This is a genomic window from Pseudarthrobacter raffinosi, from assembly GCF_023913835.1.
GTDB lineage: Bacteria > Actinomycetota > Actinomycetes > Actinomycetales > Micrococcaceae > Arthrobacter > Arthrobacter raffinosi.
This window is the reverse complement of sequence record NZ_JAMXBG010000001.1, coordinates 312,605-326,462: the sequence shown is the minus strand read 5'-3', so window position 1 is coordinate 326,462 and position 13,858 is coordinate 312,605. Positions and strand designations below refer to the sequence as shown.

The 13,858-nt window shown below is 64.3% G+C and carries 12 protein-coding genes; 6 read left to right on the top strand and 6 right to left on the bottom strand.

Annotation, left to right across the window (positions count from 1 at the left end):
- The first annotated feature begins 59 nt into the window (after nucleotides 1–59).
- Nucleotides 60–1,262: a 5-methylcytosine restriction system specificity protein McrC gene (locus tag NG697_RS01475; protein WP_252599433.1), complete on the top strand. Its 1,203-nt coding sequence runs from the start codon at nucleotides 60–62 to the stop codon at nucleotides 1,260–1,262.
- On the opposite strand, the gene NG697_RS01470 is transcribed toward NG697_RS01475, so the two are convergent.
- On the bottom strand, nucleotides 1,259–2,914 hold the full coding sequence (locus tag NG697_RS01470) for a sensor histidine kinase (protein WP_252599387.1): 1,656 nt from the start codon (nucleotides 2,912–2,914) through the stop codon (nucleotides 1,259–1,261). The genes NG697_RS01475 and NG697_RS01470 overlap by 4 nt on opposite strands.
- A gap of 100 nt (nucleotides 2,915–3,014) precedes the next feature.
- On the opposite strand from NG697_RS01470, the gene NG697_RS01465 reads away from it, so the two are divergent.
- The gene (locus NG697_RS01465) at nucleotides 3,015–3,785 is read left to right on the top strand and encodes a response regulator transcription factor (protein ID WP_252599386.1); all 771 of its coding nucleotides are present in this window, start codon (nucleotides 3,015–3,017) and stop codon (nucleotides 3,783–3,785) included.
- Here NG697_RS01465 and NG697_RS01460 read toward each other — a convergent pair.
- From NG697_RS01460 to NG697_RS01450, 3 genes are all read right to left on the bottom strand, one after another.
- Nucleotides 3,758–4,168 (bottom strand): Hpt domain-containing protein, encoded by a 411-nt coding sequence (locus tag NG697_RS01460; RefSeq protein WP_252599385.1) that lies wholly within the window; start codon nucleotides 4,166–4,168, stop codon nucleotides 3,758–3,760. The two genes, NG697_RS01465 and NG697_RS01460, sit on opposite strands and share 28 nt — an antisense overlap.
- 250 nt (nucleotides 4,169–4,418) lie before the next feature.
- Nucleotides 4,419–4,847 (bottom strand): very short patch repair endonuclease, encoded by a 429-nt coding sequence (locus tag NG697_RS01455; protein ID WP_252599384.1) that lies wholly within the window; start codon nucleotides 4,845–4,847, stop codon nucleotides 4,419–4,421.
- 19 nt (nucleotides 4,848–4,866) lie between these two features.
- Complete coding sequence (locus NG697_RS01450) at nucleotides 4,867–5,301, bottom strand: pyridoxamine 5'-phosphate oxidase family protein (RefSeq protein WP_252599383.1); 435 nt, start codon at nucleotides 5,299–5,301, stop codon at nucleotides 4,867–4,869.
- 233 nt (nucleotides 5,302–5,534) lie between these two features.
- Between NG697_RS01450 and NG697_RS01445 the strand changes: the two genes are divergently transcribed.
- The 3 genes from NG697_RS01445 (at nucleotide 5,535) to NG697_RS01435 (ending at nucleotide 8,327) form a co-directional block, all read left to right on the top strand.
- The gene (locus tag NG697_RS01445) at nucleotides 5,535–6,194 is read left to right on the top strand and encodes a DUF6318 family protein (RefSeq protein ID WP_308293067.1); all 660 of its coding nucleotides are present in this window, start codon (nucleotides 5,535–5,537) and stop codon (nucleotides 6,192–6,194) included.
- 203 nt (nucleotides 6,195–6,397) lie between these two features.
- A complete protein-coding gene (locus NG697_RS01440; RefSeq protein ID WP_252613403.1) occupies nucleotides 6,398–7,105 on the top strand; it encodes a PKD domain-containing protein in 708 nt (235 codons plus the stop codon).
- A 151-nt stretch (nucleotides 7,106–7,256) separates the two neighbouring features.
- Nucleotides 7,257–8,327, top strand: coding sequence for an alkene reductase (locus NG697_RS01435; RefSeq protein ID WP_252599381.1), 1,071 nt, complete (start codon nucleotides 7,257–7,259; stop codon nucleotides 8,325–8,327).
- Nucleotides 8,328–8,548: 221 nt separating this feature from the next.
- On the opposite strand, the gene NG697_RS01430 is transcribed toward NG697_RS01435, so the two are convergent.
- A complete protein-coding gene (locus NG697_RS01430; RefSeq protein ID WP_056346782.1) occupies nucleotides 8,549–8,845 on the bottom strand; it encodes a hypothetical protein in 297 nt (98 codons plus the stop codon).
- Between the two features lie 171 nt (nucleotides 8,846–9,016).
- Between NG697_RS01430 and NG697_RS01425 the strand changes: the two genes are divergently transcribed.
- The gene (locus NG697_RS01425) at nucleotides 9,017–11,398 is read left to right on the top strand and encodes a Tex family protein (protein WP_252599432.1); all 2,382 of its coding nucleotides are present in this window, start codon (nucleotides 9,017–9,019) and stop codon (nucleotides 11,396–11,398) included.
- A gap of 86 nt (nucleotides 11,399–11,484) precedes the next feature.
- On the opposite strand, the gene NG697_RS01420 is transcribed toward NG697_RS01425, so the two are convergent.
- Nucleotides 11,485–13,797, bottom strand: a complete 2,313-nt coding sequence (locus NG697_RS01420; protein ID WP_252599379.1) for an FdhF/YdeP family oxidoreductase — start codon at nucleotides 13,795–13,797, stop codon at nucleotides 11,485–11,487.
- Between the last annotated feature and the right edge of the window lie 61 nt (nucleotides 13,798–13,858).

Below are 13,858 nucleotides of genomic sequence, written 5' to 3'. Positions count from 1 at the left end.
ACGGCGGCGCAGCGTTAGGCGGTGCAGCGCAGCGCGGCCGTGGCCAGGCAGCGCGCCATCTGGTCCTCGACGAGCTGTCCAAGGGCACCGTGGAACGCCTGGATGCCGCCAGTGCGGCCTTCGTGAACGCCAGCGGGCTGGCCAAGGCGTCCCCGATGGGCATGGGCTTGTACCGGATCGAGCCCGCGGGCAAGGTGGGGTCGGTCCGCACGGCCACGCTACAGCTGGATGTGCGCCCCAAGGACCGGCTGGGGCTGAGCCGGCTCCTGTTCCTCCTCAGCTATGCCGGTAATCAGGGCTTCCGGCCCGATTCCGTGGCGGCTGCCGAGGACCGCGAACTCTGGAGCGCGCTGGCCGAATCCCTCGCCCAAATGGCGGAGCGTGCGCTTGGACGAGGAGTCTTGCAGGGCTACCTCACCGTTGACGAGTCCCTCCGCACGGTCAAGGGCCGCATCCGGATTTCCGACCAGATCTCGCGCCGCCCCGGCATGCTGGTGCCGCTGGAAGTGTCCTATGACGAATTCACTGAGGACATCGCCGAAAACCGGATCCTGCGGGCCGCGCTGGAGCGGATGGGACAGGTTCCACGCGTCCGGCCGGAGGTGCTGAGCCGCCTGCGGCAGCTGAAGGGAAAGCTAGACGCCGTCACCCGCCTTCCAGCCGGCGCGCCCCTGCCGCCGTGGACCCCCAGCAGGATGAACGTCCGCTACCAGTCAGTGCTGCGCCTCGCGGAGCTGATCCTGAAGAATGCCTCCGCGGAGGCTGGGGAGGGGAAGCAGCAGACTGCGTCGTTTGTGGTGGACATGGCCCACGTGTTCGAGGATTTTGTGGGCACGGCGCTCCGCGAGGCGATGGCGGCGTATCCGGGGGAGATGCGGCTGAAGTACAACGCGCTCCTCAGCGAGGCTGTCCACGATTCCGACAGGCTGTCTGTTCGCCCGGACGCCGTGCATCTGCTGGGCGGACGCCCCGTGGTGGCCTACAACGCGAAGTACAAGGCCGCCGCTGACCTTGGCGCGTCACTGACCGCCGACCACTACCAGATGCTTGCCCACTGCACCGCCCTGGGTGTGCCCACCGCCTGGCTGGTCTATGCAGGGGCGGGCGAGATGAAACTGCGGCGGATCCTTAACACTGACATCGACATTGTTGAGTTTCCGCTGGATCTGTCGCTGCCGCCGTCGGACATCCTGGCAGCTGTGGCGGACCTGGCGCGGCAGTCCTGGGGCGAAGTGGTCCGGACTGCCCGCGCGGGAGGCTAGACCGGCACCCGGAACGTGAATGTGGTGCCCTGGCCCAGTTTGCTTTCTACCTGGATGGTTCCGCCGTGGGCCTCCACGATGGCCTTGCTGATGGGGAGGCCCAGCCCCACGCCGGGAATGGCTGTCCGGCGGACGTTGCTGGTCCGGAAAAACTTGGCGAACACCTGGGCCTGGTCGTTGGCGCTCATGCCCATGCCCGTATCGCTGACCCGGCAGGCGAGGTGGCCGTCGTCGTGCTCCAAGGACACCAGCACATTGCCGCCGTCGGGCGAGTACTTGATCGCATTGGAGACCAGGTTATCCAGCACCTGGGAGATGCGGGGGCCGTCCACATGGGCCTCCAGCTTGGCTGGTGTTTCGGCTTTCAACGCCACGCGGGAGGCGTCAGCCCGGGGCATCGCGGCGGACACGCTGGCGCGCACCAGTTCAGCGACGTCGACGGCGTGCGGGGTCACGATCAGTTGCCCGTTCCTGGTGGCGAGGAGGTCCGACACCAAGGTGAGAAGCCTTTCTGAATTGCGCTTGATGATGTTCAGCGGCTCCAGTTGGTCGTTGCCGGGATCGTCCTCCAGGAGAAGTTCCACGTAACCCAGGATGGAGGTCAGGGGAGTCCTGAATTCGTGGGACACGCTGGCGACGAAATCGTCCTTGGCGGCCAGGGCGTCCACCAGGTCCGTCACATCACTGAAGACGATCACCGAGCCCGCGAACGTCCCGTCCGGGTCCGTCATGGCCCGGGCGCTGGTGGTGATGGCCCGCTGCTCTTTGCCTGCGCCCAGCCAGACCAGGTAGTCCGTGAACGTCTCGCCCTGGACAGCCCTGCGCACCGGGCGGTCTGCCACAGGGACAGGGGTGGTACGGTCTGCGGCGAAGACCAGCAGCTGGGACTCGTTCGGATCGTCGATGTCCTTCGGGCGGGCCAGTTCGTGGTTGGCGCGCTGCTTCCGGTTCATCAGGATGTCGTGCCCGTCTGCGTCGACGGCGAGGACGCCCAGGTGCACCGTGTCAAGAACGGAGTTGAGCAAGGCTTCCTGCCGCCTGGTGCTGAGCAGGCTGGCCTGGAGCTGCTTGTCTTTCTCCTCCAGGATCCGCTGCTGACGTCTCAGGCTGAGCGTCAGCATGGTGACAGATACTCCGATCCCCAGCATCATCACAGGAAGCAGCAGCGAACGGGCCAGGTTCGGTCCGGAGACGTCTCCGCGCACAAAAAGTGGCGTCCAGATGATCGCCAACGGCATGATGAAGGACAGCCACAGTGACACGCGGACGTAGTATCCGGAAGCGCAGAGCCAGATCACGGGGAAGACCGCGAGCAGGCTGATTCCTGTGAGGCTTTCCTGGCTTCCTTCGCGGCCCACCGCAATGGAGATGAAGTCCAGCAACGGGATCACCAGGAACGTGGTGTGCGGCAGGCGGTCCCATGGCACCACGTAGCACAGCACCATAATGGCAAGTTGGGAAAAGAGGAACACCACGAACAGCGGGGTGTCCATGCTTCCGGGAAAAAACGCCGAAACGAGGACCGCGGCCAGCAGTGTGGTGACGAACAGCGGCATCTGGCTCAGGGCCACCCTGTCCGTCAGCCGGTATTCGTGGAAGGGCCGCCGGAAAAACTTCAGACGGCCCGTGGCCCATGTTGCGGGTTCACTCATGAACGGCGGCCTGAAGTGGGAGTATAGGGGAATGCATACCAGCAGGATATCGGCAGCGGGCTATACTTCTCACGTTGTCAAGCTGGCGGAGGGGGCTGGTATGAGTGAAGCGCGAGTGGGTCTGGTCATCGAGGATGATCAGGATATCCGCGAGTTGGTACGCACGGTCCTGACTCAGGCGGGTTTTGACGTCACTGTGGCCGGCAGCGGCTCCGAAGGGGTTAAGGCTGCCAGAATCTTGAATCCTGACGTCATAACCCTGGATTTGGGGCTACCGGATATCGATGGCTTCGAGGTATCCCGCCAGATCCGCGAGTTCTCGGATGCCTACATCGTGATGCTCACGGCGCGGGCTGAAGAACTTGATACTTTGATCGGTCTCGAGTCCGGGGCTGACGACTACCTCACCAAGCCTTTCCGCCCCCGCGAACTCCGCGCGCGGATAGCGGCGATGATGCGCCGGCCCCGGTCGCTTCCGGACGCGGGGGAGAGCGCTCCCGTTTCTGACCGCCCGGCGGACGCCGTTAGTGACAGCGGAAACGGTCATTACAGCCACAACGGACTGGATCTGAGTTACGCGTCACGGTCGGTCAATGTGGACGGCCAGGAGCTTAACCTGACCCGGACCGAATTTGAACTCCTGTATGCCCTGCTCGAGGCGGGACGGACGGTCCGGACCAAATCGGATTTGGTGCGCCGGCTCCGGGACGAGGATTACGACGTCGGAAGTTACATCAGCGAGGCGGACGAACGTTCCGTGGAGGTGCACATGGGCAACCTCCGGAAGAAACTCGGTGATTCACCGCAGCAACCGCGCTGGCTGCAGACGGTCCGCGGCGTGGGCTACCGGTTGGCGCCTGGCGGGCGCTGAGCCTGGAGCCTGTGCAGGGTCTGGCGGCTGCACAGGTTGATCGGCCGGAGGTAGTTGACGGCAAGCTGCGGCAGTGCAACGGAAGGTTCCGCACTCGGTGACTCTTCCCGGATTGAACGTTCAAGGTCCATGGCCAGGCCCGCCAGCCGTTCCGCGCCCACCATCTGGCTCGATGTCTTGAGGCTAAGGATCGCGTCCACGGCCCCATCCAGGTCTCCGGTGGTCAAGGCCAGCCGCAGCTTGCCGATCCGGAACGGCAGGTAGTCGATGAAGTTCCCTACGAAGACGCTGCAATAGCCCTCGTCCTCGTCGAGTTCGACCCGCAGCCGGTCAAGTACAGAGGGATCTACCAAGGGGCGCCCCGCGTCATCGGATGGTGCCATTTCCGTCCCTTCCGCTCGCGCCTGCCGCCCCCAATAGCGGGATATGACTTGGTTTTGTGTCCACTTTCAGAGTAAATCTGTTACTTGAGGATGCAGCCGTTCGGGAAAAGGACTGCGGGATTCCTGAGGAGACTGCGGGTTTTTCATAGGAGTTCATCTTTGCGGGCGCCGATCAATTCGGGAGGCGGCAAAGGCTCAAGTTTGGCTCAAGTTCCGGCTGGCGTTTCTTGCCTGCCGCCGGCTTGCCGGGCTATTTGCTGGCGCCGAGGAACTCCACCAGGTGGGCTTCGAGGGCAGAGCCGTCCTTCAACTCGCACTCCCACACGGTGAGCACCTCCCAGCCGGCGGCCCATAACTGTTGGCGCTGGTCGGCGTCGCGGTCTTTGGTGCGCGTGCGCTTGGCCTCCCAAAAGGCGGCATTCGCCTTGGGCGCGTGCTGGCCTACGCGGCAGTCGTGGAAGTGCCAAAAGCAGCCGTTGATGAAGATGACCTTTCGCCGGCCGGCGAATACCAGGTCCGGGCGGCCGGGCAGACGGCTTTTGCCGGCGGTGCCGTGCAAGCGGTAGCGGTAGCCTTTGGCATGGAGGAGGCGGCGCACCAGCAGTTCCGGCTTGGTGTTCTTGCCCCTGATGCGGGACATGTTCCAGCTGCGCCGCTCGGGAGTGAGCCTGTCCGCCATGATTCCAGCCTACGGGCTCCTAGATTTCGCGCTCCGGCTGGTCGCCCAGCTCGAAATGGCGGCCGCTGACGGACGTAGGCACGATCTCCACATAGAAATCCTTCAGCGTCGGCACCCAAGACTTCAGGCCGAGCGCTTCGACCACGGCGAGCTCGGCTGAGTTGGTGAGGACGCGCGCCGTTCCCCGCAGCACCACGGACCAGGCCTCCTCCGAGAGGATGCCGTCCGTTTCAAGCAGCACCCTGGAATTGATGGTGAGCTGCGCCAGCTTGTTGCCCGGCGCGGTGCGAAGGTAGATTTTCCGGTCCGAGACGAGGTAGTTGACTGGAAAAATATCCGGTTCGCCGGCAACGGAAACCACCAGCCGGCCGTGCTTGGTAGCTTCTAGCAGTTTCCAGGACTGCTCGTCGTCGAGCTCCAGAACGGGGTTGCCATCTGCGTGAGTAAACATCATGCCGCCTATTCTTCTACGTTCGGTAGAAGAATTCTAGAGGGTATGCCTGGGAATTCCGTACCCAAGGGGATGGAAAGGCGATTGTTCGTGTGACTTTTTATTGGTCCCTGGCGGTGGTAGAACCGATGGCGGGTGGCTGTGGATAACTTTCATCGCTCAAATGTCTCCTGGGCTACCCTTAAGATCATTGTTCGGAGCGAAGCGTCTTGAAACTATCGGGGGATTAGCTGCCCATGACATCGCACATCACTTCCACTACTTCGCGGCGTTGGCGCTTGCACCTTGTTGCTGCTGTTGCCGCTTCTGTTTTGCTGATGACCGGTTGCAACTCGGGCGGCGACCCTGGGGGCACCTCGTCCGCGTCTCCGACTTCGACGGCAAGCCCAAGCGCAACGCCAACCCCGACGCCGACTCCTGCTTATGTGCCCGCTTCGGCTAGCGGCCGTGCTCAGAACGTACCGGTGCCGGTGTTGCCGGAGGTTGCGAAGACGGAGACGAAGGAGGGGCTCGAGGCGTTCGCCCGACACTGGTATGCCACTCTGACTTACGCCTACGAGACTGGCGACATGAAGCCCCTCGAGAGTATTTCAGGCCCAACATGCGTTAGCTGCGGCCGAGTGAAAGAAGTCGTCGAGGGCTGGCACTCAGGTGGCCAATGGATCGCAGGCGGGCGCATGGTCGTTGAGGGGGCGCAAACGAAGTTCCTGGAGGTTGCGCCAGGTGAATATCAAGTCTTGATTCAGGTGAGGCAGGAACCCCTTTCCTACTACCGCGCCGACAAGTCCTTGGACGAGATGACGCAGAGCAAGCCTGCCATCGGCGACATCATGATCGCCGGATATGAGAATGGTGTTTGGACTGCCAAAACTGTTGAGCACCTGGTCAATGAATAATGAAAACAATTGCCCGATTCGGGTTCTTGATGCTTTTAGTAATACTGCTAAACGTTCCGACTGTTTCCCCGGCCCGCGCGGAGACTGATGTCAAAGGTGACTGGGGAGGGGCAGGAGCCAACGTTGGCGGCTGGTATCAGCATCCGGGCTCAGGAGCGTGGACCGAAACGCCTATGGGGGTAGGCGACGATCCTTACGTGTACATGTACAAGCATGTTTGCAGGACGGATCCAACTCTGGATGGTTCAAATTGCGCCGGACCGGAAATCGCGTGCGCAGCAGGTGAGGATGGGAGGAGCGTCAACTGGTACAGGTCGCTTGCAGAGTTCACTCCCCGTATTTGGGGCTTCTTCGCGGGACCGACCTGCATTTATGACGAAAAGCCCGTCGATGTCCTGGAGCAAATAGCCGCCCAGATCCAGCAGCAGTTCGAGAGCCTGCCTATCAATGCCGGAGCCGTCGTCGCGCAGCCCAGCCCCAACACGCTCCGCGGGGCCGAGACGAACTTCTATGCCGACGCTTCCGAGCAACAGTTTGACGTGACGATGCTCGGACAGCAGGTGCACGTGGTCGCCACGCCGGTTCAGTACACCTGGAATTACGGCGACGGAACCGTCTTCGGTCCGCAGCCTTCCATGGGTGGGCCGCTGCCACAGGATCGCTGGGGTGAGAAGACCCGAACAAGCCACGTCTACGCGGACACCGGTGACTTCCAAGTCGTCCTCACGACGTCCTTCCAAGGCACGTATTCCGTGAACAACGGACCGCCGCTGCCCATACCGGGCCAGGGCCAGTTCAGCGCACCGCCGCAGTCCATCAGCGTCTGGCGGTCCATCACCCGGAACTACGCCGACGACTGCAACCAGAACCCGCAGGGACAAGGTTGCCCCGGCGTGGCATCATCCCGGTAGGAAGCATCAGACGACGCCTATAGGGCGGCAGGCAACGCCTGGAGCCAAGCCGAAGCCACCCGCAAAGAGTGATCCCCGCCTCCATCGGAATACTTGCACGCGCCGCGCAGTTGGGCACAGCAGTACCAATTCACCTCGAAAGGAACTGCGCATGCTGTTTTCCCCCTTGACTCTTGGCGAGCTTGAACTGCCCAACCGCCTGGTAATGGCACCGCTGACCCGTCTCCGCTCAGGCGAGGACGGTGTTCCGGGTCCCGTGGTTGTGGAGCACTACCGGCAGCGGGCATCCTTGGGACTCATCGTCAGCGAAGGCATCTACCCGAGCCCCGCCGGACGCTCATATCCGGGTCAGCCCGGTCTCTTCACCGCGGAGCAGATTGCCGCCTGGAAGAAGGTCACCGACGCGGTGCACGCTGAAGGCGGCCGGATCTTCGCCCAGATCATGCACGGCGGACGGGTTTCCCATGCGGACATCACCGGCGGCCATACCATCGTGGGTCCGAGCGCCGTCGCCATCGAGGGCGAGGTCCGCACCCCGTCCGGCAAGCAGCCGTATCCCGTCCCGCACGCGCTGACCATCGGTGAGCTGCCCGTCGTGATGCAGGAAATCGTCACCGGTTCGATTAACGCCATTGAAGCGGGATTCGACGGCGTGGAGCTGCACTCGGCCAACGGCTACCTTCTCCACGAATTCCTTGCCCCGAACTCCAATGTCCGCGACGACAGCTACGGCGGCTCGCCGGAGAACCGGGCCCGTTTTGTGATCGAAACTGTCAACGCCGCGGTGGCTGCGGTGGGTTCGAGCCGCGTGGGCATCCGCATCTCGCCGGAGCACAGCGTCCAGGGCATCGCCGAAACGGATGCGGCCGATGTCCGCGCCACCTACGAGGTGCTGGTGGACAGCATTGCCCCGCTCAACCTCGCCTACGTCAGCATCCTGCACCACGAGCCCACGAGTGAGCTGGTCCAGAATCTCCGGGCGCGCTTCAACGGCACGTTTTTGGTGAACTCCGGCTTCGGCACCATGACCACTCGGGAGGAAGCAACCGCCTTGGTGGCCGACGGCCATGCAGATGCGGTGGTGGTGGGGCGCCCCGCCATTGCCAACCCGGACCTCGCACGTCGCTGGAAGGAAAGCCTTCCGCTGAACGAACCGGACCCGTCCACGTTTTATGCAGACGGCTCCGTAGGCTACACGGACTACCCCGCGTATTCGGCTTAGCGGTCACTGCTGGCCTCGGCCAGAGATTAAACGACGACGGCGGCACCCGGCTTGGGTGCCGCCGTCGTTGGCTGCTCGGTGTGCTGTCCCGGCAGCGCGCGCCAAATAGCCATCCGACGGCTGTTTTGGCTCATCTTTCAACGTTGGCCCGCCCAGGTTCACAAGCGCTGAGCGGTAGACATAAGAATACTCCAGTGAATGGATTATCGCTAGGGAAATAGCTAAAGGTATGCTTCCCGGCCCGTTCCTTCGCGCATCACCAGCTTGTCGTCCTCGATGGACACGAGCAGGCTTTTGGGCTTTCCGCTGACTTTGGTAATGGCTTTCAGGCCGCGGTTGGTGACTTCCACTCCCACCTGCGCCCCTTTCGCGGGCAGCTCCACGGACGTTTCGTAGGCTTCTCCCAGCAGCGGGTTGGTGGACACGCCCATGTCGCGGCGGACCTCCTTGCCGTTGACCATGACGGTGATGTTGGCCTCGTCGAATCCTTCCTGAAAGACGATGAGCAGTTCACGCATGGTGGCCCTCTTCCTCGAAGTGATTGCCTGTGACGGCATATCAACTACAGCACTTCACGGCCCGGAGCGGAATACCCCGGCCGGTTGCCCGGCCGGGCGCCGCTGGAGACCACCAGGCCCGTAGGGCAAAATGTTCAGGTGACCCAACTCGCGCACGTCCCGTCCGCCCCCATGTCTGCCCCAACTCCGGACAGCGCCATCCACGCCCAGATCGCCGCCGAGCTTGGCGTGAAGACCTGGCAGGTCAAGGCTGCAGTGGACCTGCTCGACGGCGGGTCCACCGTTCCGTTCATCGCCCGGTACCGCAAGGAAGCCACCGGGACGCTGGATGACACGCAGCTGCGCGAGCTCGACGAGCGCCTGCGCTACCTCCGCGAACTTGAGGACCGCCGTCGTACTATCCTCGAAGCGATTGCCGCGCAGGGGCAGCTGACCCCCGAGCTGCAGGCAGCGATCCTCGCCGCGGACACCAAGTCCCGGCTGGAGGACATCTACCTTCCGTTCAAGTCCAAGCGCCGCACCAAGGCCCAGATCGCCCGTGAAGCCGGGTTGGAGCCGCTCGCCGATGCGCTGCTGAAGCGGCCCGACCTGGACCCGGAACGCGAGGCTGCCAGGTACCTGAACGCCGAACACTCCATTGATGACGCGGCCGCCGCGCTCGCCGGCGCCCGTTCCATCCTCGTCGAGAGGGTTGCGCAGGATCCGGACCTCGCCGCAACCCTGCGCGAGCGGCTGTGGACGCAGGGGCGGATGGTGTCGCGGGTGAAGAAGGGCAAGGAGTCCGACGGCCAGAAGTTCGCCGATTACTTTGAGTTCGCCCAGGCGCCCACCGGGATGCCCTCGCACCGCGTGCTTGCGCTGTTGCGCGGTGAGAAGGACGGCGTCCTGGAGCTGGATCTCGCCGAGGCGGATCCGAACGACGACGACGCCCTGGCCGCCGCGCGTTCCCGTTACGAATCCGCTGTGGCCAAGTGCCTCGGGGTCGCCGACCGCGGCCGTCCCGCCGATTCGTGGCTGATCCAGACCGCGCAGATTGCCTGGCGCTCGCGTGTGCTGGCCCGGCTGACCGCCGACCTCCGCGGACGGCTGTTCACAGACGCAGAAGACGAGGCTGTCCGGGTGTTCGCCGCCAACCTTCGCGACGTCCTCCTGGCCGCACCCGCCGGAAACCGCGCCACTCTTGGGCTGGACCCGGGGCTGCGGACCGGCGTGAAAGTTGCCGTTGTGGATGGGACTGGCAAGGTGGTTGCCACCGACACCGTGTACCCGCACGCTCCTGCCCGGAAGTGGGACGAGGCCCTCGCCACCTTGGTGCGGCTGGCCCGGAAGCACAACGTGGAGCTGGTGGCCATCGGCAACGGAACCGCGTCCCGGGAGACGGACAAGCTTGCCGCGGAACTGATCAAGCTGCTGCCGGCCGCGGAGACGAAACCGCAGAAACTGGTGGTTTCCGAGGCCGGGGCGTCGGTGTACTCCGCTTCGGCGCTGGCCTCGGCGGAGCTGCCGGGCATGGATGTTTCCCTGCGCGGTGCCGTATCCATTGCGCGGCGGCTTCAGGATCCGCTGGCCGAACTCGTGAAGATCGATCCCAAGTCCATCGGCGTGGGGCAGTACCAGCACGACGTCACGGCATCGAAGCTGGAACGCAGCCTGGATGCTGTGGTCGAGGACTGCGTGAACGCGGTTGGCGTTGACGTGAACACTGCTTCGCCCGCGCTGCTGAGCCGGGTGGCCGGCGTCGGACCTTTGCTGAGCGAAAACATTGTGGCGTACCGAAACGAACACGGGCCGTTTGCCAAGCGCAGCGAGCTCAAGAAGGTGCCCCGCCTGGGTGCGAAGGCGTTTGAGCAGTGCGCCGGCTTCCTGCGAATCACCGGCGGAGCAGAGCCGCTGGACGCATCGAGCGTGCACCCCGAGGCGTATCCGATTGCCCGGAAAATCCTGGTGGCCGCGGGCTCGGCGCCGGCGTCGTCACTTGATCCACGCGCTTTCGTCGACGGCACGTTTGGTTTGCCCACGGTCCAGGACATCCTGGCGGAGTTGGACAAACCAGGCCGCGATCCCCGACCCGCTTTTGCCGCGGCGACCTTCTCCGAAGGCATCGAGAAGATCTCCGACCTCAAGCCCGGCATGGTGCTTGAGGGGACCGTCACCAATGTGGCCGCGTTCGGCGCATTTGTGGACGTGGGAGTGCACCAGGACGGCCTGGTTCATGTGTCGGCGCTGGCCAACCGCTTTGTCTCCGATCCCCGCGAGGTGGTGAAGTCCGGGCAGGTTGTCCGCGTGAAGGTTCTGGAAGCCGATCCGGAGCGGAAACGGATTTCGCTCACGCTAAGGCTCGACGACGAGCCGTCGCCTTCGGGTGGGCGGCAGCCCGCGCCCGGAGGCCGTCCGGCACGAGCGGCCGATGACGCTGCGGCACGCTCGGCCAGCCGGGGGCCACGCCCGGAGGCCAGCGGGCGCAAAGTCGCGTCGGCACCAACAGCAGCCACGGCGAGCCCGCCGAACACCGCGCTGGCCGAAGCCCTGCGTCAGGCGGGCGTTGCCACCTAGCGATTCCGGGTCCGTTCTGCCAGGCGGAGCGGCCGCCGGCGCTACCGCCGGCCGCCCCAGTCCCCAACCTCCAGCGCGGAGCCCGGTCAGCTCAGCTGCTTGGCGTGCTCCTCATGCGGAAGGAAGCGGACCGTCATCGCTTTGTAGCCGGGCGTGTTGGACTCCCGAGCCACGAGCCCGCGGTGCACGAGGGCGTTTGCCTCCGGGAAGTAGGCCGCGGCGCACCCGCGCGGGGTGGGGTAGTGCACCAGCCGGAACTTGTCGGCGCGGCGCTCCTCGCCCTGGAACGTGCTGATGACGTCCACCAGTTCGCGGTCCTGGAAACCGAGCTCGGCAGCGTCGTCCTTGTTGATCAGGATGACCCGGCGGCCGTTGGAGATGCCCCGGTAACGGTCATCCAGCCCGTAGAAGGTGGTGTTGTACTGGTCATGGCTGCGGATGGTCTGCAGGATCAGGTGCCCCTCGGGCGGGGTCAGGTACTCCAGCGGGCTGACCGTGAAGCGCGCCTGGCCGATGTCCGTCGCGAAGCTCCGCGTATCCCGGGGCGGGTTGGGCAGGATGAAGCCGTTCCTGGTCCTGAGCCGCTTGTTGAAGTCCTCGAAGCCGGGCAGGACACGGGAAATGTGGTCGCGGACAACGTCGTAGTCATCGGCCATCGCCTTCCAGTCCACGGCGTGGTCGTCGCCCAGGGTGGCCAGGGCCATGCGCGCCACGATGACGGGTTCCGCGAGCAGGTGGTCTGAGACCGGCTTCAGGCGTCCCTGCGTGGAGTGGACGCAGGACATCGAATCCTCCACGGAAAGGATCTGGCGGCCGCCCGGGTGCTTGTCATCGGTGTCTGTCCGCCCCAAGGTGGGCAGGATCAGTGACGTCCGGCCATGAACCACATGCGAACGGTTGGGCTTGGTGGAGATGTGGACAGTCAGCCCGACGCGCTGCATGGCAGCCTCCAGCATCTCGGTGTCCGAGCAGGCCAGCGCAAAGTTTCCGCCCATGGACACGAACACATCGACGTCGTCGCGTTCGAACGCCTCAACGGTTTCCACTGAGTCGACGCCGTGGCCCCGCGGGGAAGTGATACCGAACTCCTGGTCGAGGGCGGCGAGCAGCCATTCCTTGGGCTTCTCCCAGATTCCCATGGTGCGGTCGCCCTGAACGTTGGAGTGGCCGCGGACCGGGCAGGCGCCGGCGCCGGGCTTGCCGAAGTTGCCCTGCACCAGCAGCAGGTTGATGATTTCCTTGAGGGTGTTCACCGAATGCGGCTGCTGCGTCAGACCCAGCGCCCAGCAGATGATGGTGGCTTTGGAATTAACCAGCATCTGCGCCACTGTGGAGATCTGCAGGCGGGAAAGTCCGGTGGCCTTCTCGGTCTCTTCCCAGTCGATGCACTGCCGGGCGGCACGGTAAGCCTCGAACCCGGCTGTATTTGCGTCGATGAATGCGCGGTCCACCACCGATCCGGGAACGCGTTCCTCCTCCTCAAGCAAAAGATGGCCCAGGGCCTGGAACAGCGCAAGGTCTCCGCCTACCTTGATCTGCAGGAACTCATCGGCAAGCGATGACCCGTTGCCGATGACTCCGGAGACCGACTGCGGGTCCTTGAAGTTGAACAGTCCCGCTTCCGGCAGCGGGTTCACGGCAACGATCTTGCCTCCGTTGCTCTTGCAGTCAGCCAGGGCGGACAGCATGCGGGGGTGGTTGGTGCCGGGGTTTTGCCCGACGACGAAGATCAGCTCGGCCTCGTGGATGTCCTCGAGGGAAACGGTGCCCTTGCCGATGCCGATGGTCGGGTTCAGGGCGGTGCCGGAGGATTCGTGGCACATGTTGGAGCAGTCCGGCAGGTTGTTGGTGCCGATGGAGCGGGCGAACAGCTGGTACATGAACGCCGTCTCGTTGGCGGTCCGGCCGGACGTGTAAAAGACCGTGCGCTCCGGGGTGCTGGCCCGGACGTGCTCGCCGATGAGGTCGAAGGCTTCCTGCCAGGCGATGGGGGAGTAGTGGGTTTCCCCGCTCCGGACCACCATGGGATGGGTGATGCGGCCCTGGTTGCCGAGCCAGTATTCGGTCTTGGTCGAGAGCTCCGCGATGGAGTGTTCCGCCCAGAACTCCGGGGTGACCGTCCGGAGCGTGTTTTCCTCCGCGATGGCCTTAGCGCCGTTTTCGCAGAATTCGGCGGGCTTCCGCAGTCCCTGGGATTCCGGCCATGCGCAGCCGGGGCAGTCCGTTCCGTTCCGCTGGTTCAGCCGCAGCAGGGACTGGACGGTCCGGGTGACGCCGGCCTGGGCGAAGCCGCGCTCAAGGGCAACTTCGACCGCCTTCAGCCCGGCGGCCGACTTCTTGGGTTTGCCGACCAGCAGGTCATCTTCGTTGATGTCATCGACAGGAGCTCCACGTTTCATGGCTTCATACTCGCCGGTAATGGGGGTGAAAACGAAATGGGCGGTATGGTGGCGCGCCCGG